Annotated in this window: 20 protein-coding genes; 7 read left to right on the top strand and 13 right to left on the bottom strand. The window is 66.6% G+C overall.

Annotated features, from left to right (window positions below; all coding sequences use genetic code 11):
- Positions 1–24 precede the first annotated feature (24 nt).
- Together AC6I6X_RS19660 and purD are read left to right on the top strand one after the other, a co-directional pair.
- Positions 25–804 (top strand): hypothetical protein, encoded by a 780-nt coding sequence (locus tag AC6I6X_RS19660; protein ID WP_497932261.1) that lies wholly within the window; start codon positions 25–27, stop codon positions 802–804.
- Positions 805–943: 139 nt separating this feature from the next.
- Complete coding sequence (gene purD / locus AC6I6X_RS19665; RefSeq protein WP_497932262.1) at positions 944–2236, top strand: phosphoribosylamine--glycine ligase; 1293 nt, start codon at positions 944–946, stop codon at positions 2234–2236.
- Positions 2237–2248: 12 nt separating this feature from the next.
- Here the strand turns inward: purD and AC6I6X_RS19670 are convergent, their stop codons facing one another.
- A complete protein-coding gene (locus AC6I6X_RS19670) occupies positions 2249–2683 on the bottom strand; it encodes a hypothetical protein (RefSeq protein ID WP_497932263.1) in 435 nt (144 codons plus the stop codon).
- Positions 2684–2896: 213 nt separating this feature from the next.
- Here AC6I6X_RS19670 and AC6I6X_RS19675 point away from each other — a divergent pair, with 213 nt between their 5' ends.
- Positions 2897–5164, top strand: a complete 2268-nt coding sequence (locus AC6I6X_RS19675) for a cation:proton antiporter domain-containing protein (RefSeq protein ID WP_497932264.1) — start codon at positions 2897–2899, stop codon at positions 5162–5164.
- 42 nt (positions 5165–5206) lie between these two features.
- On the opposite strand, the gene AC6I6X_RS19680 is transcribed toward AC6I6X_RS19675, so the two are convergent.
- From AC6I6X_RS19680 to AC6I6X_RS19690, 3 genes are all read right to left on the bottom strand, one after another.
- On the bottom strand, positions 5207–6547 hold the full coding sequence (locus AC6I6X_RS19680) for an aminotransferase class III-fold pyridoxal phosphate-dependent enzyme (protein ID WP_497932265.1): 1341 nt from the start codon (positions 6545–6547) through the stop codon (positions 5207–5209).
- A 268-nt stretch (positions 6548–6815) separates the two neighbouring features.
- On the bottom strand, positions 6816–8108 hold the full coding sequence (locus AC6I6X_RS19685) for an MgtC/SapB family protein (RefSeq protein WP_497932266.1): 1293 nt from the start codon (positions 8106–8108) through the stop codon (positions 6816–6818).
- Between the two features lie 103 nt (positions 8109–8211).
- Positions 8212–9681, bottom strand: a complete 1470-nt coding sequence (locus tag AC6I6X_RS19690; RefSeq protein ID WP_497932267.1) for an aldehyde dehydrogenase family protein — start codon at positions 9679–9681, stop codon at positions 8212–8214.
- 201 nt (positions 9682–9882) lie between these two features.
- On the opposite strand from AC6I6X_RS19690, the gene dpsA reads away from it, so the two are divergent.
- Positions 9883–10428, top strand: a complete 546-nt coding sequence (gene dpsA, locus AC6I6X_RS19695; protein WP_497932268.1) for a DNA starvation/stationary phase protection protein DpsA — start codon at positions 9883–9885, stop codon at positions 10426–10428.
- Positions 10429–10537: 109 nt separating this feature from the next.
- Here the strand turns inward: dpsA and AC6I6X_RS19700 are convergent, their stop codons facing one another.
- From AC6I6X_RS19700 to AC6I6X_RS19715, 4 genes are all read right to left on the bottom strand, one after another.
- Positions 10538–10705, bottom strand: coding sequence for a hypothetical protein (locus AC6I6X_RS19700; RefSeq protein ID WP_497932269.1), 168 nt, complete (start codon positions 10703–10705; stop codon positions 10538–10540).
- Between the two features lie 89 nt (positions 10706–10794).
- Positions 10795–11790: a phosphoribosylformylglycinamidine cyclo-ligase gene (purM, locus tag AC6I6X_RS19705; RefSeq protein ID WP_497932270.1), complete on the bottom strand. Its 996-nt coding sequence runs from the start codon at positions 11788–11790 to the stop codon at positions 10795–10797.
- 82 nt (positions 11791–11872) lie between these two features.
- On the bottom strand, positions 11873–12523 hold the full coding sequence (locus tag AC6I6X_RS19710) for a zinc metalloprotease (RefSeq protein ID WP_497932271.1): 651 nt from the start codon (positions 12521–12523) through the stop codon (positions 11873–11875).
- Positions 12520–14295, bottom strand: a complete 1776-nt coding sequence (locus tag AC6I6X_RS19715; RefSeq protein ID WP_497932272.1) for a TraB/GumN family protein — start codon at positions 14293–14295, stop codon at positions 12520–12522. Before AC6I6X_RS19715 ends, AC6I6X_RS19710 begins: the two co-directional genes overlap by 4 nt.
- A 103-nt stretch (positions 14296–14398) precedes the next feature.
- On the opposite strand from AC6I6X_RS19715, the gene AC6I6X_RS19720 reads away from it, so the two are divergent.
- The gene (locus AC6I6X_RS19720) at positions 14399–14845 is read left to right on the top strand and encodes an acyl-CoA thioesterase (protein ID WP_497932273.1); all 447 of its coding nucleotides are present in this window, start codon (positions 14399–14401) and stop codon (positions 14843–14845) included.
- Between the two features lie 36 nt (positions 14846–14881).
- On the opposite strand, the gene AC6I6X_RS19725 is transcribed toward AC6I6X_RS19720, so the two are convergent.
- A complete protein-coding gene (locus AC6I6X_RS19725) occupies positions 14882–15934 on the bottom strand; it encodes a S66 family peptidase (RefSeq protein WP_497932274.1) in 1053 nt (350 codons plus the stop codon).
- 169 nt (positions 15935–16103) lie between these two features.
- Between AC6I6X_RS19725 and AC6I6X_RS19730 the strand changes: the two genes are divergently transcribed.
- Entirely contained in the window at positions 16104–17645 is a 1542-nt protein-coding gene (locus tag AC6I6X_RS19730) for a cryptochrome/photolyase family protein (RefSeq protein WP_497932275.1), read from the top strand.
- 94 nt (positions 17646–17739) lie between these two features.
- On the opposite strand, the gene AC6I6X_RS19735 is transcribed toward AC6I6X_RS19730, so the two are convergent.
- The 4 genes from AC6I6X_RS19735 to AC6I6X_RS19750 all read right to left on the bottom strand — a co-directional run bounded on the left by AC6I6X_RS19735 (position 17740) and on the right by AC6I6X_RS19750 (position 20755).
- Positions 17740–18654 (bottom strand): DMT family transporter, encoded by a 915-nt coding sequence (locus tag AC6I6X_RS19735; RefSeq protein WP_497932276.1) that lies wholly within the window; start codon positions 18652–18654, stop codon positions 17740–17742.
- Between the two features lie 87 nt (positions 18655–18741).
- Entirely contained in the window at positions 18742–19353 is a 612-nt protein-coding gene (cmk, locus tag AC6I6X_RS19740; RefSeq protein ID WP_497932277.1) for a (d)CMP kinase, read from the bottom strand.
- Between the two features lie 75 nt (positions 19354–19428).
- Positions 19429–20208, bottom strand: coding sequence for an HAD-IIA family hydrolase (locus tag AC6I6X_RS19745; protein ID WP_497932278.1), 780 nt, complete (start codon positions 20206–20208; stop codon positions 19429–19431).
- 160 nt (positions 20209–20368) lie between these two features.
- Positions 20369–20755 carry an SHOCT domain-containing protein gene (locus AC6I6X_RS19750; protein WP_497932279.1) on the bottom strand — a complete coding sequence of 129 codons (387 nt, stop codon included), beginning with the start codon at positions 20753–20755 and terminating at the stop codon, positions 20369–20371.
- 166 nt (positions 20756–20921) lie between these two features.
- Here AC6I6X_RS19750 and AC6I6X_RS19755 point away from each other — a divergent pair, with 166 nt between their 5' ends.
- A complete protein-coding gene (locus AC6I6X_RS19755) occupies positions 20922–21389 on the top strand; it encodes a DUF7992 family protein (RefSeq protein WP_497932280.1) in 468 nt (155 codons plus the stop codon).
- Positions 21390–21406: the final 17 nt, after the last annotated feature.

The raw sequence follows: 21406 nt of genomic DNA on the forward strand, positions 1-21406 counted from the left end.
ACTCCGAAGTCACGACGACGGTTCGTGAAGACAGGAGCAGTCGCCTCGGTCGTACTGGGCCTCGGATCGACCGGGAGCAAAGCGGCACAGGAGACGGCGACCGAGAACGGTGACGACGGCGGTGACGATCGGTTTCGCGAAGCGATTACGACCGACGAGACGTACTTTTCGGGCGCCGTCTTTCGAGTCGTCTCGCCACCACTCCAGGACAGCCCCGCCGTAGAGAACACGGAAACCCTTCGGAACTACGAGGCGCGCGTCGTCGAGTACTTCAACACGAACGAGGAGGGCTACCTCTTCGTTCCGCCGGACGCCGAGATCGAGGAGGGGGAACAGTACGTGTTCGACGATCGGCTGTCGTCGCCGATCGAGGACGAGTTGGCTATCGACAATCTCCTGCGGGTCCAGTACCGACCCCTTACGGAGGCGGACCTCCCGTTCGAATACGACGCGAACGAGGACTTCGAGATCATCGATCAGGGAGGTGGAGAGGCCGCAGTCCGTCCCGACGACTTCTTCTCGAGTGCGCTGTTCGAGATCACGTCGGGAGCGCAGGGCTGGGTCCCCCAGGATATCGAACAGAGCGGTCTCTTCACCGATTACAACACCGTCCACGCCGAGTATCTCGGCACGAACGACCGGTTCCTCCTCTTCGCACAGGAGGCCGCCCGAACGGAGACGGGACGGCTCTACGTGATGCGAGACGAGTCGGAAATCTTCGATCCGGCGGGCAACCTCGCGGCCGTCTCGTTCAGCCCCGTCGATAATGAGAGTCTGCCCTTCGACGACGGGTATCTCAGATAGTTCGTCCACCCTCGATTCCGACCGGAGCGTTCGCTCGCAGCGTCGATCGGCGCGCCGCTCGATCGGCACACCACGATCGTGCATATTTCCGCCGGCAGAAAGAGCAACGCTTACAGGTTCGTGCGTTCCGATGTCGACCATGCGAGAACACGTCCTGCTGATCGGTGGCGGCGGCCGCGAGCACGCTATCGCTCGCGCGCTCGAGGATAGCGAAGCGGAGCTCTACGCCTGCGCCGGGAACCGCAACCCCGGCATCGCCCGGATCGCGACCGGGTTCGAAACGCTCGACACGACTGACCCCAAGGCGGTCGTCGAATACGCGGAGAAAGTCGACGCGACGATCGCCGTCGTCGGTCCCGAGGCGCCGCTCGCGGCCGGCGTCGCGGACGCGCTCGAGGCCGCGGGGATCTACCCCTTCGGACCGAAGGAAGCCGACGCCCGCATCGAGACGGACAAGGCCTTCCAGCGTCGGTTCATGGCGGAGAACGACGTCCCGGGCTGTCCGGACTTCGAGACCTTCGACGACATGGAGGCCGCCTGCGACTTCATCGACGAGTACGACGGCGACCTCGCGATCAAACCTGCCGGCCTCACCGGCGGCAAGGGCGTGAAGGTCATCGGCGATCAGGTCACCGCCGAGGAGGGCAAGGCGTACATCCGCGACTCGAACTACGATCGGATCGTCCTCGAAGAGCGCCTGATCGGCGAGGAGTTCACGATCCAGGCGGTCGTCGCCAACGGCGAGTTCGAGACCGCGCCCGCGGTCCAGGATCACAAGCGCGCCTACGAGGGCGACGAGGGCCCGAACACCGGCGGTATGGGCAGTTACTCCGACGCGACTTTCGAACTTCCCTTCATGACCGAGGACGACTACGACGCGGCGGTCGAGATCATCGAAGCCACCGTCGACGCGCTCGACGACTATCGGGGCATCCTCTACGGGCAGTTCATGCTCACGAGCGAGGGGCCGAAGGTCGTCGAGTTCAACGCCCGCTTCGGCGATCCCGAGGCGATGAACACCCTGCCGGTCCTCGAAACGGACTTCCTCGACGTCCTGATAGCGGCACGCGACGGCGAGGCACTGCCCGAACTCGAGTTCGCCGACCAGGCGACGGTCTGCAAGTACGCAGTTCCCGAGGGCTACCCGACGGATCCCGAGGCCGGTGCGAAGGTGCAGGTCGACGAGGAGAGCGCCGGAGACGCACTGCTCTACTACGCCAGCGTGGACGAACGCGATGACGGGATCTACACGACGACCTCCCGATCGTTCGCCCTGGTCGGCGTCGCCGACTCGATCGCCGAGGCCGAGGAACTGGCCGAAGACGCGCTCGCGGTCGCCGGCGAGGAGGGACTGCACGTCCGCCACGACATCGGCAAACCGGACCTCGTCCAGCAGCGGATCGATCACGTGAACGAACTCCGAGGGGAGTAACGACGTCCGCGGTTAGTCGTCCGTCCCGTCGTCTCCGCCGCTACCCGTCACGTCGCCGCCGGTGGCGCCCGTCGACTCGTCTCCCGCACCGTCCATCACGTCGTCTGCGATCCCCTCCGTCACCGCGTCGGTTTGCTCGGTCACCGACGACGCCAGATCGTCCATCTGTACGTCCGAGACCAGTCGTTCCGCGTCGATCGCCTCGTCGAGCGTACCGGGGTCGGCGACCGCTCCCAGTCCGTCCGCCGCGATCGCCTGCTTGATCGTCGCGGCGTCGATCGCCGCGTCGACCGACCCGTCGTCGGACTCGCCCATCGAGCGCAGGGCGCGCCGCACCGCGACGTACCCCGCCAGCGCGAGCCCGCCGGAGGCGATCGCGCCGGGGATACCGTATCGTTTGTAGCCGAACGTGACCGCTTTCTTGCCGACCGTGAATGCGCCGATCATTGGATCGGTAGTACGCCCGAGCGCGTCAAGAGACTGTGGCTTTCGTGGTGAGGGTCGCGACGAGTTCGGCGGTCGATCGTTTCGATCGCTCCCTGACTGTGTGCCGGCGAAAAGGGTCATCGAGGGCTGTACCTCCGTGGAACGAAGTAGCTGAAGGTGGTAGCGACCGTCCCGGACCACGGAGCGAACGCACACGATCCGGTGAGGTACTCGATGGAGATTATCGACCCGCTCGGTCACCACGAACTGTTTCTCGTCATCGCACAGCTTGCGGCGTTGCTGTTCGTCGCGCGGACGCTGGGGGAGCTGTTTCGCTCGATCGGGCAGCCGGCGGTCGTCGGCGAACTCCTCGCGGGCGTCGTCCTCGGCCCGTCGGTGCTCGGCCTCGTCGCACCGGGACTCTACGAGTCCCTGTTCGTCGTTAGCGAGGCGCAGTTTCACCTGCTCGAGGCGATCTCGTGGCTCGGGCTCGTCATGCTGTTGATCGTCACCGGACTCGAGACCGACATCGACCTCATCATAAGTAAGGGCCGAACGGCGACCGTCCTCTCGCTCGGCGGAATCCTCGTCCCGTTCGCGTCCGGCTTCGCGCTCGGGTGGTTCCTCCCCGCGGCGTTCATCGCCGACCCCGACCAGCGAATCGTCTTCAGCCTGTTCATCGCGACGGCGATGAGCATCTCCGCGATCCCCGTCATCGCGAAGGTCCTCATCGAACTCGACGTCATCCGCCGCGACATCGGCCAGTTGATCCTCGCGGCGGGGATGGTCGACGACACGATCGGCTGGATCCTGCTGGCCACGGTCGCCGGACTCGCCCGCACCGGCGTCTTCGAGATCGGGTCGGCCGCGGCGACGATCGTCTCGGTACTCGTCTTTCTCGCGCTCGCGTTCACGGTCGGGCGACGGCTCACGGCGGCCCTCCTCCGCTGGGTCGACAACGCGGCCGGGAGCGACGTCGCGTTGCTCTCGACGGTGATGGTGCTCGCACTCGCTGCAGGGGCGGTCACCCAGTACATGGGGCTCGAGGCGATTCTCGGGGCGTTCGTCGTCGGCGTGCTCGTCGGTCAGGTCAAGCGGTTCGACTACGACCTCCGGCACACGTTCGAGGTGGTCACGCTCTCGATCTTCGCCCCGATCTTCTTCGCGATCGCGGGCCTGCGAATGGACGTCGCCGGGTTGATCGATCCGACGGTTTTCGGCGTCTTCCTCGTCGTTCTCGGGGTGGCCTGTTTCGGGAAGTTCGCCGGCATCATGGGAGTGGCACCGCTCGCCGGCCTCTCGCGATGGGAGGGGATCACGATCGGCGGCGGGATGAACGCCCGCGGGGCGATGGAGATCATCGTCGCGACGATCGGCCTCGGAGCCGGGATCCTGACGACCGAGATGTACAGCATCATCGTCGCGATCGCGATCGTAACGTCGCTGATGGCCCCCGCGATCATGCGCTGGTCGATCCCGAAGATCGAGGTGAGCGAGGACGAGCGCGAGCGGATGGAACGGGAGGCGTACCTCAAGCAGAGCTTCGTCGAGAACCTCACGCGGATCATGTTACCGACCCGCGGCGGAACCGACACCCGGTACGCGGCCCGACTGCTCGCGCCGCTGGTCCGCGATCGAGATATCGAACTGGACCTGCTGTGCGTGAGCGAACCGGTCGACGTCGAACGCGGCACGTCCGGCGGACTCCTCGACCGGGTCCGGAACGGTCGATTCGTGCGCCGGTGGCGCGGCCGCCGCGAGTCGAGTCCGTCCGTCGTTTCCGGCGAGACCGATCGGGTCTTCACGTCGGTCGAACGCCACCTGGATCTCGCGGAGCGAGCGCCCAGACGCATCACTCGCAAACGCGACGGGAGCGTCGCCGAGACGATCCTCGCGGAGGTCGACGTCGGGTACGATCTGGTCGTGCTCGGGGAGACCGGCGCCGGCCGGGCCCCCGAGGAGCCCCTGTTTAGCGACACCGTCGATCGGGTCGTCCAGGAGGCACCGACCCCGGCGATGATCGTCAGCACCCCGCGAGCCTGGCGTTCGGAGCCGTCGGACGAGTGGATCGACGAGTCGATCGATCGGATCCTGCTCCCGACGGTCGGGACGGAGTCCAGTCACTTCGCCACCGAACTCGCCTGTACCATCGCGGCCCGGGAGAACGCCCTCGTCGAAATCGTCCACGTGGTCGACGCGCCGCCGTTCGACGATCGGTTCGCCGGGGACCCCGACCTCTCCCAGCAGCGCCGGATCGGCGAACAGATCGTCGAGCGAGAGGCGCAACTCGGCAGGCAGCTGGGCGCGACGGTCCTGACGACGGTGACGACCTCGGAGCGTCCCGAAGCGGAACTCGTCGAGCGCGCCGATCGAACCGGTGCCGACGTGATCGTCATGGGATCGTACGTGCGCCCGATTTCACAGCGTGCGTACCTCGGGCGACGCGTCGAGTACGTCATCCGGAACGCGTCGTGTCCGGTGGCGGTGCTTACCTCGATCTAGTCGCACGCAGGCGGACCCGGCGAGCAGGCTGGAAGCCGATCGTCAGACGTCAGCGGCAGCGTCGTCGATCGCCTCGAAGAGCAGTCGGGCACCGAGTTCGATCTCGCGCTCGGTGACGTCGAGCGGCGGGAGCAGGCGCAACGTTTTGTGCCCGCAGCCGAGCGTGAGCAGGCCGCGCCGGAACGCGGCCTCGACGACGGCTTCCCGGCGGTCCTTCGTGTCGAACTCGACGGCGAGCATCAGGCCGCGGCCTCGCACGTCGACGATACCCTCGGGGTCGGCCGCCTCGATGATAGCCCGAAGCTGTTCGCCCCGATTGCGGACGTTCGCGAGGAGGTCTTGCTCGTGGATGGCGTCGATCGTCAGCACCCCCTGCATCGAGGCGATCAGGTCGCCGGCCCCCCAGGTGGAGGACAGCCGTCCAGTTTCGTCGGGGAAGACGTCCGATCGGGAGATGGTCGCGCCGACGCGGAGCCCCTTCGCGCTGGTGATGACGTCCGGCGTGAGATCGAGGTGGTCGACCGCCCAGAGTTCACCCGTGCGGCCGAGTCCCGACTGGATCTCGTCGGCGACGACGTTGACGTCGTATCGCTCGCGGATCGCCTCGAGGTCGCTCGCGAACTCCGGGTGTGGAACTCGGTAGCCGCCCTCGCCCTGGAGCGGTTCGAGGATGACGTACGCGAGTTCGTCGGGATCGATCACGCCCCGTTCGGGGTCGAGTTTGTCCGCGAGGACGTTGCCGCCGGGGCCGTCGGTCCGCCAGCGCGTCTCGTAGTCCTCCTGGGAGGCGGGGTAGGGGACGCTGATCACGCCCGGCACCTCGGGGTAGCCGGTACGGTGGACGGCCTTCGATCGGTTGAGCGAGAGCGCGCCGAGCGTCCGGCCGTGGAAGGCACCCTCGAACGTGACCGCGCGGTGGCCGCCCGACGCATAACAGATCTTGATGGCGTTCTCGACAGCCTCGGCCCCGGAGTTCGAGAGGAACACGCGGTCCATGTCGTAGTGGTCGGTCATCGCGACAAGCCGGTCCATCAGCTGGGTCGGGCCGGGGAAGTCCGCGTCGTCGGGTGCGCCGCCGCCGCTGACGTAGAAGTCCTGGCCGGCGATCTTCAGCGGATCGACGAGGTCGAACTCCCGGAGCCGATCGCGAACCGCCGGGTTGTTGTATCCGAGCGGGGCGGCTGCGACGTGACTCGTGAAATCAAGCAGGACGTTGCCGTCGACGTCGGTACAGAACGGCCCGATCGCCTCGGCCTGCGAATCCCAGACGAACTCGTAGACGTAGGTACTCGGGGCGGCGAACTGGTGGTGGTAGTCGACCCACCGTTTCGCACCGTCGCCCGGAATCGTCTCGACCTGCGGCTCGACCGTGTCGCGGTCCATAGCACCGATTGGTGAGCCACTGTGTAAAATTAATCGATGTATATCATCGAACGGGCGAGATACTCTCGTATCTGTTCGATTCTGTCACAATCTATTACACGATTGGCATAGAATCATCACCGACGATCGAACGCGAGAATTCCCCCGGCCGGCACCGACGGATCGAACGGCCTCCCGAGCGGAAACTGCCGTACCGATCCACGACGGACGGCCGAGACGGAATCTCGTGCCGATCCGGGTCGGTGTAGACGAGGGCGCGATCGCGCGTCTAGACCGCGATGATGACCGACGCCAGCGCGCCGCCGACCAGCAACATCGCGCTGTAGGCCGCGACCTGGTTGCGAAAGCCGTGGTTCGTCGAGGTCGCTGCGAGCATCGCTTTCACGACGATGCTCGAGACCGTCGCCAGCAGGATCGCGAACGTCGCCTCGGCCGGGCCGAGTTGGCCCCCGCGGTAGAGGACGACGGCCGACGTCGTCGCGCCGGCGCTGGAGACGAACCCGCTCGCGACGGCCGTCGCGTAGAAGCCGAGCGTCCCGAACCACGTCTCGGCCAGCGACCCGAACACGAGGACGACGAGGAAGACCGCCCCGAACGCCAGCGCGTTTTTCATCGAGAACGGGCTCTCGAGTTCCATCGGGCCGGATTCGCGCCAGTCCGCGGTCACCGCGGCGACGGCGAACGCGATCAGGATCACCGCCCCGAGCGGGACGATCGCCTCGACGAGCACCGGGGTGGTCCCGCCCATCGTGAACCCGACGGCGATCGCGAGGTTTCGCGTCGCCATCGCGGCGTTGGCCAGCAATATTGCGGCGACGGCGTAGGAGGACGCCTCCGGCCGCTGTCTGACGTGGTCGAGCATCGTCCCGACGACCGCGGTCGACGACGCGAGGCCGCCGAAAAAGCCCGTGACGGCGATGCCCCGGCCGCCGTAGGTCGAGACGATCGCGTAGTTGACAATGCCGATCCCGGCGACGGCGACGACCATCAGCCAGATCACCTGCGGTTCGAGCGGGATGGTAATCGGCCCGACGGGGAGGTCGTACGCGGCCGGCAACAGCGGGTAGATGACGAACGCCAGGATGGCGAACTCGGTCGTCGATCGCATCTCCTCGCGGGAGAGCCCCCACGCGAACTCGTGGAGTTCCCGCTTCAACACGAGCAACAGCGACGAGAGGACGGCGACGGTCACGCCCTCCAGGATGAAGCCGGCGGCCACGAGCGCGCCGACGCCGTAGGCGACGAGCATCGAGACCGAGGTCGTCAGCGAGAGACCGGCGCCCTCGTCGCCGAGCAACCCCTGGACGGCGAGCAACACCCCCTGAACGATCACGAGCAGGCCGCCGAGCATCAGCAGTCCCTGCCCGACGGCAGTTTCGATCGCGAGGATGGTGAAGACGGCGGCCAGCAGGCTGATCAGCGAGAAGGTCCGGATGCCCGCCGACTTCTGGGACCACTCGCGCTCGAGTCCGAGGAACATCCCCAGCGCGCCGGCGAGGGCAATACGGACGACCGCCTCGTCGAGGGGCGCATCGGCGACCTGCAGCGTAACCTCGTTCACTTCCGATAATTCCTCGCGAGTACGTATAAACGACGTGCTGGCTATCGGCGACGCAAAAGCGGAGAGAGCGGTCAGCAGGGAGAGAGACGATCGGGTCGCCCGTTCAGAGGATGATGCTCTTCTTGCGCATCATCTCGTGGATCGAGGCGTCGAGACCCTCGCGGCCGATGCCCGAATCCTTGTTCCCGCCGAAGGGGACGTCGCCGAGGCCGTGGCTCGGTGCACCGTTGATGCGAACCGCGCCGGCGTCGATCCTGTCTGCCATCTCCATCGCGCGATCGTAGTCGCTGGTGAAGACGGCGGCGTCGAGCGCGAGGTCGGAGCCGTTGGCGATCTCGACGGCTTCCTCGTCGTCCTCGAACGTCGTGACGGCGGCGACGGGACCGAACTGCTCTTCGTCGACGATGCGGGCGTCCTGCGGGACGTTCGCCAGCAGCGTCGGTTCGAAGAACTGATCGCCGAGTTCGTCCGGGACGCCCTCGGGGGCGCGGCGTTCGCCGCCGCGGACGAGGTCGGCGCCCTTCTCGACGGCGTCGTCGACGAGTTCCTGGACCCACTCGGCCTGGTCTTCGCTGATGAGCGGGCCGAAGGCGGTGTTCTCGTCGAAGAGGTCGCCGGCCTGCCAGGCGTCCATCTGGGTGTCGATCTGGTCGACGAGGTCGTCGTGGACGGACTCGTGGGCGACCACGCGCGAGACGGCCGAACAGCGCTGGCCGGCGTACTTCAGCGACCCCTTGACGCAGTTGCCCGCGACGTCGGTCAGGTCGGCGTCGTCGAAGACGACCGCCGGCGCGTTCCCGCCCAGTTCCATGTGGAGGTTGACCATGCCGCTCTCGCGGGCGACGTGCTTGCCGGCGCCGGAGGACCCGGTCATCGCGATCGCGTTGACCCGATCGTCCCCCGAGAGGACGTCGCCGATCTCGCTGGCCTCGCCCGGAACGAAGTTGAACGCGCCCGCGGGAATGCCGTCGACGTCGTCGATGACGTCGGCCAGGATCGCCGACGAAACCGGCGTCTTGCTCGCGGGTTTGAGCAGGACGCTGTTGCCGGCGGCGAGTGCAGGGGCAACCTGTAATGCCGTCGTCGCCAGCGGGTAGTTGTACGGCGTGATACAGAGCACCGCACCGATCGGTTCGTGTTTCACGATGGCGTTCCACCCCTCGTGGCCGCTCGTCGAACCCTCGCGGAACTCGCCCTTGCTGACGATGTTCCGGGCTTCCTCGGCCGCGCGATCGAACCGTTCGGCCGCGCTGGCGACCTCGCCGCGGGCCGAGGAGATCGGCTTGCCGGCCTCCCGGACGATGACCTCGGCGAGTTCCTCCTCGCGCTCGCGCAGGCCCTCGGCGATCGCTTCGCACCAGGTCGCGCGCTCGACGACGGTCGTCTGCCGCAGTTCGGGTTTGATCTCGTGGGCCGCCGCGAGGGCAGTCCGAGCCTCGGACGGTCCCGCAGCCGCGATCTGTGCGAAGGTGCCGCCGTCCGCGAGGTCCGTGACCGACAGGGTGTCGTCGGTCTCGAGCCACTCGCCGTCGACGTAGATCCGCTCTCTCCGCTGTGCCACTCTCGTTGCCATATCTCCCTCTTGAACGCCCACACTAAAAATATTTACTCACGGTCGAAAAAACCCGAATCGCGGTGACGTTCGGGAAAACGTTGGTGTATTTCGGTACCGAGAAGATGGAGACACAATATCGGAAGTGATTTTTTAGTCTCGCCAAAAATTGTTTTGTCATGGATAACGTTTAAGGGGCTTGCGCGAGTAGTACGGAGTACGATGAGCACCCAGAAGACCGTCCGTCAATCGGCCGATGCCGTCGAGGAGAACAGTCTCCGGCTCGACCAGGACAAAGCCGAGCAGATCGTCGACGCGCTGAACACCGAACTGGCGAACGCGTACGTCCTGTACCACCAGCTCAAGAAACACCACTGGGTCGTCGAGGGTGCAGAGTTCCTGCCGCTGCACGAGTTCTTCGAGGAAGCCTACGAGAACGTCGAGGAAGCGGCCGACGAAATCGCCGAACGTGCCCAGGCTCTCGGCGGCGTGCCCGTCTCCGGCCCCGCGAACCAGGAGGAGCGCGCGACCGTCGAGTTCGAGGGTGAGGACGTCTACGACATCCGGACGATGATGGAGAACGACCTCGAGATGTACGGCGACATCATCGAGTCGATGCGCGATACGATCGAACTCGCCGATAACCTCGGGGACTACGCGACGGCCGAACTCATGCGCGAGATCCTCGTGACGACCGAGGAGGACGGCCACCACTTCGAACACTACCTCGAGGACGACACGCTGGTGCTCGAAGAAGCGACGAAGTAAGGAGACACTCCTAGCGCCGGACGACGACGATCGGCCGTTCGCCGACTCAAACGATCGATTCTTTCGGACCGATAGCTACCGACAGTCGTGACTGCGACGTGGTGAGAGCTCAGGGGTCGAGATCGACGGTCAGATCGGTCGCGATCCAGCCGTCGGTGTTGTCTCGCTCGGTAAAGACGATCTTGCCGGGGCGGGTCTCGTGACAGCTCACGACCGCCGCCGGCTCTTCGACGGTCTCGTCGAGATCGGCATCCTGCCTGCGGGCGGGTACGTCCATCACGTGGAGTTAGGTGAGCCTAAAACTATAAGGGTTTTGGTCGGCCTAAGAGTTCGAAACCGATCGGCGGTACCCCGCTCCTCGATCGGTCAGGACAGCGAGAGACCGCGGATCTCGACGCTATCGCCGTCTTCGACGTGACCGATGATCTGCCCGTCGGTCTCGGCGACGAGCGCGTCGGCCTCCGGTTCGGGGACGGCGACGACGAAGCCGGTGCCCATGTTGAACGTCCGGTGCATCTCCTCGTCCGTCACCGACCCCTCCTCCTGGACGAATTCGAAGACCGGTTGGGCGGGCAGGGGAGCGTCGATCACGTACGTTCGATCGCCCATCCGGAGCAGGTTCGTCCAGCCCCCGCCGGTGACGTGGGCCGCGGCGCGGACGTCGTGGTCGTGCATCGGTTCGAGCAGATCCGTATAGATGCGGGTCGGGCGCAGGAGTTCCTCGCCGATCGTCCGCTCGTCGTGGAACGGAAACGGGTCGGTGTAGTCGTGGTTGCGCGTGACCGCTTCGCGGGCAAGCGTGAGCCCGTTCGAGTGGATCCCGTTCGAGGGGAAGCCGACGAGGACGTCGCCGACCGCGGCCTCGCCCTCCAGCACGTCGTCTTTCGCGGCGAGTCCGGCACAGGTACCCGCGAGGTCGAATCCCTTCACGACTTCGGGCATCACCGCCGTCTCGCCGCCGAGCATCGTCAGGTCGGCCTCCTCGAGTCCGACTGCGAGCCCTTCCCCGATCTGGTTCGTCAGTTCTTCGTCCGGTTCGTCGATCGCGAGGTAGTCGACGAACGCGACGGGTTCGACCCCCGCGGCGACGAGGTCGTTGACGTTCATCGCGATGCAATCGATCCCGATCGTCGAGAAGTCCGCGACGGCTTCCGCCACGAGGAGTTTCGTCCCGACGCCGTCGGTCGCGAGCGCGAGGTATCGATCGCCGATGTCGAGGAGGCCGGCGTACTCGGTCGTCAGATCGCTGCCGAACGCCGCCAAAAGCGCCGCGGTCGCGTCCTCGCTGGCCTCGATGTCTACGCCGGTGTCGGCGTAGGTGAGTCGCTCCTGCTCGCTCCCGTCGTCCGCTGGATCGGTCATGGATGAACGACCTCGTGGCGCGAGCAAAAGGTCACCGGTTAGCGCCGGTGACTCGTGCACGCCCCGGCGCTGGACCCCCGCGTCAGATGAAGCCGAACTGGACGTAGAATCCCGCCAGCAGGACCAGGCTCGCGGCGAAGACGATACCGAAGATCGGTTTGTTCCACTGCAGCACCGACTTCCCGTCGAGCGGTCCGAACGGGATCATGTTGAACGCGGCCAGGAAGAGGTTGATGAGGACGCCGAGGTGGCCGATCGTTCCGAGGAACCCGACGATCCCGGGCTGGCCGCTGAAGAGCATCAGCGGGAAGAACATGAGCGCGAGCAGGTGGTTCGTCACCGGCCCGGCGAGCGCGATGTGGCCGTTCTCCCGGTTCGTGATCCGTCCCCTGTGGTAGACCGCGCCGGGCGCGGCGAAGAGGAAGCCGATCAGGGCGCTCATGATCGCCAGGAAGAGCATCTGGTAGTCCGCCCGGAACTCCGCGATCTGGCCGTACTCGATCGCGACGACCTTGTGTGCGAGTTCGTGCAGGAGGAACGCGACGCCGACGGTGACGAAGCTCAGGCCGATCGTCAGCACGAACCCGCCGATCGTCGCGCCGCCGCGGTGGATCGGCGCGAGCAACAGCGCGAACGCGACGCTCAGGGTGACCCAGGCCAGCGCGAGGTCCAGCAGTTCCCGATCGCTGAACGTGAGTTCGGCGTCGGGGCTCTGGCGACTTCGGTAGCTCACGTGAAAAGCCCCCACAGGAGTTCGATCGTGTTACGGGCGCCCCTGAGCAGCTCGTCGAACAGGGCGTCGACGCCGCCGATCTCGGGACCTGCCAGCCACGGGAGGACGACGATCGGGAACAGGAACGTCGCGATCATGCTCCCGACGTTCGTCAGCGCGACGATCATGATCAGTCGGAAGAGCGGGACGTCGAACATGTCCTCGACTGCGTCGGTCAGTGGGCGTTCCGTGTCGCCGACGATCTCGTTGAGCGTCTGGATGTCGCGCACGTTCACCGGCCGGTACTTGAGTTCGACGTACCCCGCGAACCAGCCCGGTGCCAGCAACGGGTTGATGCTGGTCAGCCAGGCGACGCTTCCGCCGACGCCGGCGCTGGTCCAGCGCGCCCCGGCCAGTCGGGCCAGGGTGAACGAGAAGATGCCGTTGAACAGGAACCACGCGAGGAAGAGCTGGAGGAGGAACGTGTTCTGGACGCCCGCCATGATCAGCAGGAAGAAGAAGCCGACGAAGCCGATCATGATCAGGTAGCCGACGATCTTCAGCGGCGAGAACCGCCGTCCCGACGCGGTGCCGGTCAGCGACTCTAGCGGCGGGAGTTCCTCGGGATTGCGAAGGTAGCGTTCGATGCCGGCCTTGTGTCCGGCCCCGACGACCGCGACGACCTCGTACCCCTGTTCCCGGAGCAGGTGGAGCTTGTGTGCGATGTAGGCGTCGCGTTCGTCGATCAGCGCGTTCGCACCCCGGGGGCTGAACCGGCGAAACTCCTCCATCATCGCCGCGACGACGTCGCCGTCGGTCATCTCGTCGATGTCGATCTCGTCGATGTCCTCGACGTCGCCGCCGAGCGCGTCGAAGACGAATCCGAGCACCGCACCGATCGCGACCCCGACACCGAGCCCGGCCAGCGCGCCGATCGTCCCCCGGATCGCGTACTCGCCGGCTCCTTCGACGGTCGACGCCGAGAACGGCCCGACGAACGTGTTCGTCGCGACCAGTGTGAGACAGCCGGCAACCCCGATCGCGACGCCGCCCAGGAGCCGCAACGAGAAACCGCTGAGGAGGCCGCCGGTGTAGCTCTGGGCCGACTCGAGCGAGGGCAAGAAGACCAGTCCGAGCAACAGTCCGACGACGACGCCGATCCCCGTCGCACCGACGTACTGCAACGTCGTGGGGTCGCTGATCCCGAGGGTCAGTAGGTCACCGAATCCGAGCGCCGGCCCGAGAAATGCGGCGAAGACGAGTCCGACGAACAGCCCGCCGACGGCACCGAGGGCCAGCCCGATCGTCCGCGGATCGGTGATCCCCAGCGCGAGGCCGCCGACCATCTTCAGCTTCTCGACGAACGACAGGCGACTCCAGAATCGCTGGATCGTCACCTGGATGTCCCGATCGACCAGTGCGACCCCGTGACCGTTCCGCTCGGCGGCCTCGATCGCCGCCCGCATGTCGGCCCCGGGTTCGATGTCGAACCGTTCGCCGAGCCGGGACTGGACGTACGACAGCATCCAGTAGGCCAGAAACTGGAAGACAGTGTTCCCCGAGAGGAGGTCCTTGGCTTCGACGTCGTCCGGGGTCCCGCCCTGCATCTGTCGATACCGACCCTCGTCGAGTTCGATGGCGACGACGTCCGGGTCCTCCCGATCGACCGTCTCGTGAACGTCGTCGACGCTCGCCTGCGAGACGTGAGCCGTCCCGAGGACGTGGACGGATCCACCTCCGTCGGCCGGCGGCTCGGGGGGCTCCGGCACGTCGGCGTCGCCTGCATCGCTCATTACCGGGTCAACTCGGCGACGACTTTTACCAGTATCGGACCCGCGCTGGCCGGAAACGCCGACGACGACAAGACTCATCAGCCTCGTCGCAAAACTGCGGGCAATGACCGATCTCATGGAGACGCTGATCGAGAACCGGGAGATGGTGCAGCCGAACCACGCGAACAACCTCGAGGTCACTCACGGCGGAAACGTCATGAAGTGGATGGACGAGGTCGGCGCGATGTCGGCGATGCGGTTCTCCGGGGAAACCTGCGTCACCGCGCGGGTCAACCGAATGGACTTCGAGCGGCCGATCCCGGTCGGCGACACCGCGTTCATCACGGCCTACGTCTACGAGGCTGGAACCTCCAGCGTGAAGGTCCGCCTGATCACCGAACGGGAGGACCTGCGAACGCGGGAACGCGAGAAGACCACCGAATCCTACTTCGTCTACGTCGCGATCGACGACGACAATACGCCGACGGCGGTTCCCGAACTGACGGTCAGTACCGAGGAGGGAGAGCGCCTCCGAGAGGAGGCGATCGAGGGCGAAAACGGCGATCTGTAGCGAGAGTTCGTGGACGCGGCCCGATCGCGGGCCGGCTTACTCGAACCGGACGGTCTGCGCCCCGGGATCGATCCGGACGCGACCGCCGATCGGGATCGGCGTCGTCGGCCACGTGTGCCCGAAGTCGAGGTTCGAAACGACGGGTGCGTCGGGGTTGTACTCGGCGACCACGTCCTCGATCGCTTCCCGCTGGTCGGCTCGATACTGTTCTCGGCGGTCCGCCGGCCTGGACTCGAGGTGGGACTGTGCCGCCGGGCGACCGACGAGCACCCCGTCGAACCGTTCGAGGAGGCCCCGCTCGCCGAGCGCCCGGAATACACCCGCGACCCAGGCGGGGTCCGGGAGTTCTTTCGAGGTCTCGATCGCGAGGATCGTGCCGTCGAGAGCCGACTCGTCGGGAAGATACTGGTCCGCGACGAACTGCTGGTCGAGGACTTCGAGACACCCGCCCCAGACACGGCCCTCGACGGGAGCGTCGCCCCCGGCCCACTGCCAGCCGGGATTCGGCTCCGTCTCCCGGGGCTCGTCGAGCGAGTCGAGGTCCGCCCAGTCGCCCGACTCGTCGGTGAACTCGTCCGCGGGACGAAGCTCGCCGAACGAGTCCTCGAAGAACGCCCGTTCGGTGTATTCGACGGTGTGCTCGAAGAGGCTACCCTCCATCGAGAGTTCGGCCATTACGGACGGGCCGTAGTACGAGACGATCCCGAGGTTCCACAGGTACGACGCGAGGTGCGTGTTGTCGCTGTAGCCGTAGAACCGGGTCGGGTTCGCCCGGAGCACGTCGGGATCGAGGTGGTCGAGGACCCGGACCTGATCGTTACCGCCGATGACGGCGATCACGCCGCTGATCTCGGAGTCTTCGAACGCGTCCATCACGTCCCCGGCCCGTTCTTCCGGGTGGGCATAGAGGTAGTCGTCGTCCTTCTCGGTCGTCGGATACTCCACCGGTTCGAGGTCGAACACGTTCCGGAGCCGATCGAGTCCCTGCTCGTAGACGCGGGGAAACTCGGTCGACGGGTTCCTCGACGGTGCGACGACCGCGATTCGATCGCCTCGCTCGAGCGACGCCGGGGTGACGAACTCGTCCATAGCGGGTCCTCGAGCAGTCAGTTCAAGTATTTGATCGACGTGCGGTACCAAACACCATGCTCGAGGTGCGGATCGGGAATCCGGCCCGCGGGCGATCCCGCGGCGATGGCGACCCGGAGCCGACGATCGTAGGCCGGAAACCTACACGTCGAGCGAACGAAGGGATCTCATGGCAATCTGGGTGCTCGGCGACCAGTTGACGACGGCGGTCGGACCGCTCGCGGACGCGGAGCCGTCCGAGACCAGGGTCCTGCTCGTCGAATCCCGCGACTTCGCGCGGCGACTCCCGTACCACGGGCAGAAGCTCGTACTCGTGTTCGCGGCGATGGGTCACTTCCGCGATCGGCTCCGCGACCTGGGGTACGACGTCGAGTACGTCGAGGCGGAGACGTTCGACGAGGGACTCGCGACGTACTTCGACGCCTATCCCGGCGACGACCTGACCGTGATGGAACCGGCGAGCCACGGCGCGGCGTCCCGACTCGAGACGCTGGTCGAGCGCCACGGCGGGACCCTCGAGGTGGTCGATAACGAGACGTTCTACTGCTCGCCGGCCGCGTTCGACGAGTGGGCCGCCGATCGCGACTCGTTCCGGCACGAGACGTTCTACCGGTGGATGCGCCGCCGGACCGGGTACCTGATGACGGCGCCCGCAGCGGAGGACGGCGGCGGGGCTGACGATCCCCCGCAACCCGTCGGCGGCGACTGGAACTACGACGAGCAGAACCGGGAGACGCCGTCGGACGACGACTCGTTCCCCGACCCGCCGGCGTTCGACCCCGACGACCTCACCCGGTCGGTCGTCGACTGGGTCGGATCGACGTTCGACTACTGGGGGAGCCTCGACGGGTTCGCGTGGCCGGTCACCCGGGAGGAGGCGCTCGCCGCTCGCGACGCGTTCGTCGCGGAGCGCCTCCCCGAGTTCGGCCCCTTCCAGGACGCGATGCTCGCCGATGAGTGGGCGCTGAACCACGCCGTCCTCTCGCCGGCGATCAACCTCGGGCTCCTCCACCCGCGGGAGGTGATCGAACCGGCGATCGAGGCCTACGAGCGGGGCGACGTGCCGCTTCAGAGCGTGGAGGGACTCGTCCGGCAACTGCTCGGCTGGCGGGAGTTCATGCGCCAGGTCTACCGCCGATCGATGCCCGACCTGGCCGACGCCAACGCGCTCGAGGCGACCCGCGACCTGCCCGACTGCTATTACACCGGTGAGACCGACATGCGCTGTCTCGGCACCGTCGTCGATCACGTCCGCGAGCGCGGCTACAGCCACCACATCGAGCGGCTGATGATCCTCTCGAACTTCGCGCTGCTCTACGGCGCGGATCCGGCCGAACTCAACCGCTGGTTCCACCTCGCGTACGTGGACGCCTACCACTGGGTGACGACGCCGAACGTGATCGGAATGGGCGTCTTCGCCTCCGACGTCTGCTCGACGAAACCCTACGCCGCGAGCGCGAACTACGTCGATCGGATGAGCGATTTCTGCGGCGACTGCCGGTACGATCCCGACGAGACGACCGGCGCAGACGCCTGCCCGTTCAACGCGCTCTACTGGGAGTTCCTCGATCGCAACGAGGAGCGCCTTCGATCGAACCATCGGATGGGACTGGTCTACTCCCACCTCGACCGGAAGTCCGACGCGGAGCGCGACGCGCTCCGCGAACGGGCGAGCGAGATCCGATCGGCGGCGCGCGACGGGACGCTCTGAGCGTCGAGTCTCCGCCCGTCTCGCCGACCGTGGCCAACCCGCGCCTCCGGCGCTCGTCGGGATTCGTTCCCGTTCCGGCGGCGGCCGATACCGATCACGGCCGGCCGACGCTCGAGGTGAGACCCGTCACCTCGACGATCGCCCGGCGCTTGAGCAGGGCAAAGCCGAGCGCGACCAGTCCGAAACCGCCGATCGTCAGGGCCGTGATCGACTCGTCGAGCACGAGCACGCCCACGATCGTCGCGACGATCGGGACGAGGTACGCGACGAGGCCGGCCTCGAACGCGCCGTGTTTCTCCAGAATGGTGAAGTAGAGGAGGAAGGCGATCGCGGTCGAGAAGACCCCGAGATAGAGCACCATCACGATCGCCGTCGGCGCCGTCGCGCCGCTCGAGGGCGCCTCGCTGGCCCCGAAACTGACGACGTGGAGGACGATCGCGCCGACGAGCATCGACCACCCTGTGAGGGGGACCCGGGAGATGGTCGGCCCGGCCCGCTGGACGAGCACCCCGCCCAGCGAGACGCTGACGACCTGGAGGACAACGAGCAGTCGTGCGGCAGTGTCGCCGACCAGCAGGTTGTTCGGGTCGGGCCGGACGACGAATCCGATCCCGAGGAAGCCGACGGCGACGCCCACGGCGCCGACTGCCGAGAGTCGATCCCCGAGCAGTATTAGGGCCCACAGCGCGGTAAAGATGGGGACCAGTGCCTGGATGATCGCAGCCACGCCGCTCGGGACCGTCTGCTGGCCGACGAACAGCAGGCCGTTGCCCCCGACGAGGAAGAGGCCGCCGCCGACGATCGCCGCCGCGTTGTGCCGGCCCCGCGGCCGCCAGTCGTCGACGCGGATCGCGGCGTAGCCGAGCAACAGGACGGCGGCGACGTCGTAGCGGATCGCCGCGAACAGGAGCGGCGGCAGGTACTCGAGTCCGACCGAAATCGCCGGAAAGGACAACCCCCAGAGGACGGCGAGCAGGAGGAAAAGCGACACGTCGACGAGTCGAGTCACGCAATCGAGTTTCGTCGACCGGCGCAAATGGCTGGCGGTTCCGGCGATCCGATCGGGGATCGGTGTCGATCGAACGGGGGCCGCCGTCTACAGATCGACGGCCGGTGTGGTGAACGACCCCTCGTCGGCGTCCGGATCGTACTCGTCGATCGCGGCTCTGACGAGCCTGAATACGCCGTCCTTGCTCCAGCGGGCGGTGTTGATCTGGAGGTCGTAGAACCCGCGATCGGTGACGTCGATGTCGTAGTACGCCTGATACCGTCCGGCTTCGCTGACTTCCCGAACCCGCATCTCCGCCTCCGTCTCGACCCGGTCGCTGATCCGCTCCAGACGAACGGCCTCGGGTGCGTCGAGCCAGATCCGCAGGTCCGCCCGGTCGCCCGCGAGCCAGCCGGCGAGTCGCGATTCGAGGATGAACGGCTTGTTGCTCGCGCCCCACTGTTCGGCGATCGACTGGAGGCGACCGTCCAGCGCCCGGTCGATCTCGTCGGACGAGTCCGCCTGCGCCGTCAACTGGTTGAGGCTGACGCCGCGATCGTCGGCGAGTTCGCGGAAGATGTCGCCCCCGGAGACGTACGGACAGCGCATCGCCTCCGAGAGGCGCTCGCACAGCGTCGTGGCACCACAGCCCGGTGGCCCCGAGACGGTTACGAAGAGGTTGGTATCGATCTCCGCGGTCGAAGCGCCGTTCGTGGACATAGGCCCCGTTTCTCTCGAAGGGTGAAAAGATGATGGGGCGCGGTCTCCCCGACGGCGCCGCTGTGAGACGCCCGTTCAGAGGAGCCGATCGACGTCGCCCAGCGACTCGAGCACGTAGTCCGGTTCGACGGGCGACGCGTCGATCGCAGCTCGATCCGTCACGCCGGTCAGGACGACGGCCGTCGTCATCCCGGCCCGGTTCCCGAGCGCGATATCCGTGTCGAGCCGGTCGCCGACGACGAGGGTTCGCTCGGGGTCGGCATCGAGCCGGTTCATCGCCGCGGTTGCGGCGATCGCGGAGGGTTTCCCGAGGATCGCGTCCGGTTCCCGACCGGCGACGGCCTCCATCGCGGCGAGGATCGCCCCCGAGCCGGGAATCGATCCGTCCTCGATCGGGATGGTGGCGTCCGGGTCGGTCCCGTAGAACGGCACGTCGCCCTCGAGCGCCCGCAGAGCCTCCCAGAGCGTGCCGAAGGAGAAGTCCGTGTCGAACGAGCCGAGGACGACCTCGGCCGCGTCGGGGTCGTCGGTGAGTTCGACCGTCGCCTCCGCGAGGATCGCCTCGAGCCGATCGCTCCCGACGAGGAAGACGCGGTCGTCGGGATGGGTGGTCGCGAGGTACTCCGCGGCGACGGTCGCGGACGTGAGGACGGTTCCGGGATCGACGTCGATTCCGTGGGGCTCGAGTTTCTCGCCGTAGTGGTCGCTGCCGCGGGTGGGATTGTTCGAGAAGAGGAGTCTGGCACAGCCCGCATCGTCCAGCGCGTGCAATCCGTCGGTCACGTCCGGAAGGAGTTCTTCGCCCCGGACGATCGTGCCGTCGACGTCGAGAATCGCCGCCTCGTACGCGGTCATCGCCCGCGGCTACGGCTGGACGGGGATTGAGTGTTTGGTTGCCAGGCGCCAGTGCTCCGGTCACTCGCGCCGCTCCAGCGATATAGTAACAACTGAAACGATTCACACACTGGTCGCAAAGCCGCCTTACGATCAGGTGTGCATTGACTTTCAGCGGCTACTATCGCTCGTCGGTCTCGACGCCCGCCGCTTCGGCCCGTTCGTTCGACTCGAGCAGCCGATCGAGTCGCGCCTCGAACTCGTCCTCGGAGAGGGCGCCCGCGGCGTACCGCTCCTGGAGTCGCGTCACGGGATCGCGGCCGGAGCGGGCCAGGCGGTCGGCTTCGGCGACCGCCGTCTCGCGGTCCCGGTCCTCGCTCCCGGTGTCGGTTCGCGTCGTGAGATACCAGACGAGAACGACGCTCAGAACCATGAGAACCGTAAACGCGAGCGCGTACAGCGGCCCGGCGAACAGCAACGCCGCGATGATCAGGACGTCCGCCAGGACGAACTTGATCGCGAAGATCTCCGTCAGGCTGTAATCCCGGCCACCCGACTCGCTGCCCATACGTGTATTCGTCGACAGGAAAACTGTAGGGGAACCCCGTCGCCTCGATCGACTTGGGCCGTCGGGACACGTCGATCGATGCGCGCCGACTGCCACACGTCGATCGAGGCGACGGGTGCCGATCGCGGTGGGAATTCTTATGCCGCGACCCGCTCTATCACGGGGTATGGGACTCGAGGTCGAACCCCCCGCGCCGCCGGAACTGGAGTTCGTCGACCCGAACGAGTACGACGACACGACGATCAGCGCCGACGGGAACGACATCGATTACCGCCGGGAGGACCTCCAGGAGTTCCTCGAGGAGGGCGCCTGGGAGGAGGCGTTCGACGAGTGGCTGGCGGACACCGATCTCGAGGAGCGGGAGTACGAGATCGCTCGCGACCTCGACCTCTTCGCGGAGTTCGACTTCTTCTGGGACGACTTCGCCGATCGGGTCGGCTACCACGCCCCGGGCATTCCCGAGGACTGGCAGGCCCGCGAGTACCACCCGGAACTGGACACGTGGGGCACGGTCTCCGCGATCAACGCCGAACTCACCGAGTTCGGCCAGATCGTCTCCGTCGTCCTCAAAGAGGAGTACATCACCTGGGAAGCGGAGTACGAACCGCCGGAGGACCTGCCGGACTTCGACTGATCGCGGTTCGACGCCGT

Source organism: Halosolutus sp. YCN4 (assembly GCF_059736495.1).

Bases quoted from the DNA above. Each gene is read 5' to 3' on its own strand.
- AC6I6X_RS19720 (WP_497932273.1), top strand. From the start codon at position 14,399: ATGACCGATCTCATGGAGACGCTGATCGAGAACCGGGAGATGGTGCAG.
- dpsA (WP_497932268.1), top strand. From the start codon at position 9,883: ATGAGCACCCAGAAGACCGTCCGTCAATCGGCCGATGCCGTCGAGGAG.
- AC6I6X_RS19680 (WP_497932265.1), bottom strand. From the start codon at position 6,547: ATGGACCGCGACACGGTCGAGCCGCAGGTCGAGACGATTCCGGGCGAC.
- AC6I6X_RS19745 (WP_497932278.1), bottom strand. From the start codon at position 20,208: ATGACCGCGTACGAGGCGGCGATTCTCGACGTCGACGGCACGATCGTC.
- AC6I6X_RS19700 (WP_497932269.1), bottom strand. From the start codon at position 10,705: ATGGACGTACCCGCCCGCAGGCAGGATGCCGATCTCGACGAGACCGTC.
- AC6I6X_RS19670 (WP_497932263.1), bottom strand. From the start codon at position 2,683: ATGATCGGCGCATTCACGGTCGGCAAGAAAGCGGTCACGTTCGGCTAC.
- cmk (WP_497932277.1), bottom strand. From the start codon at position 19,353: ATGTCCACGAACGGCGCTTCGACCGCGGAGATCGATACCAACCTCTTC.
- AC6I6X_RS19715 (WP_497932272.1), bottom strand. From the start codon at position 14,295: ATGAGCGATGCAGGCGACGCCGACGTGCCGGAGCCCCCCGAGCCGCCG.
- AC6I6X_RS19690 (WP_497932267.1), bottom strand. From the start codon at position 9,681: ATGGCAACGAGAGTGGCACAGCGGAGAGAGCGGATCTACGTCGACGGC.
- purM (WP_497932270.1), bottom strand. From the start codon at position 11,790: ATGACCGATCCAGCGGACGACGGGAGCGAGCAGGAGCGACTCACCTAC.
- AC6I6X_RS19675 (WP_497932264.1), top strand. From the start codon at position 2,897: ATGGAGATTATCGACCCGCTCGGTCACCACGAACTGTTTCTCGTCATC.
- AC6I6X_RS19750 (WP_497932279.1), bottom strand. From the start codon at position 20,755: ATGGGCAGCGAGTCGGGTGGCCGGGATTACAGCCTGACGGAGATCTTC.
- purD (WP_497932262.1), top strand. From the start codon at position 944: ATGCGAGAACACGTCCTGCTGATCGGTGGCGGCGGCCGCGAGCACGCT.
- AC6I6X_RS19730 (WP_497932275.1), top strand. From the start codon at position 16,104: ATGGCAATCTGGGTGCTCGGCGACCAGTTGACGACGGCGGTCGGACCG.
- AC6I6X_RS19725 (WP_497932274.1), bottom strand. From the start codon at position 15,934: ATGGACGAGTTCGTCACCCCGGCGTCGCTCGAGCGAGGCGATCGAATC.
- AC6I6X_RS19755 (WP_497932280.1), top strand. From the start codon at position 20,922: ATGGGACTCGAGGTCGAACCCCCCGCGCCGCCGGAACTGGAGTTCGTC.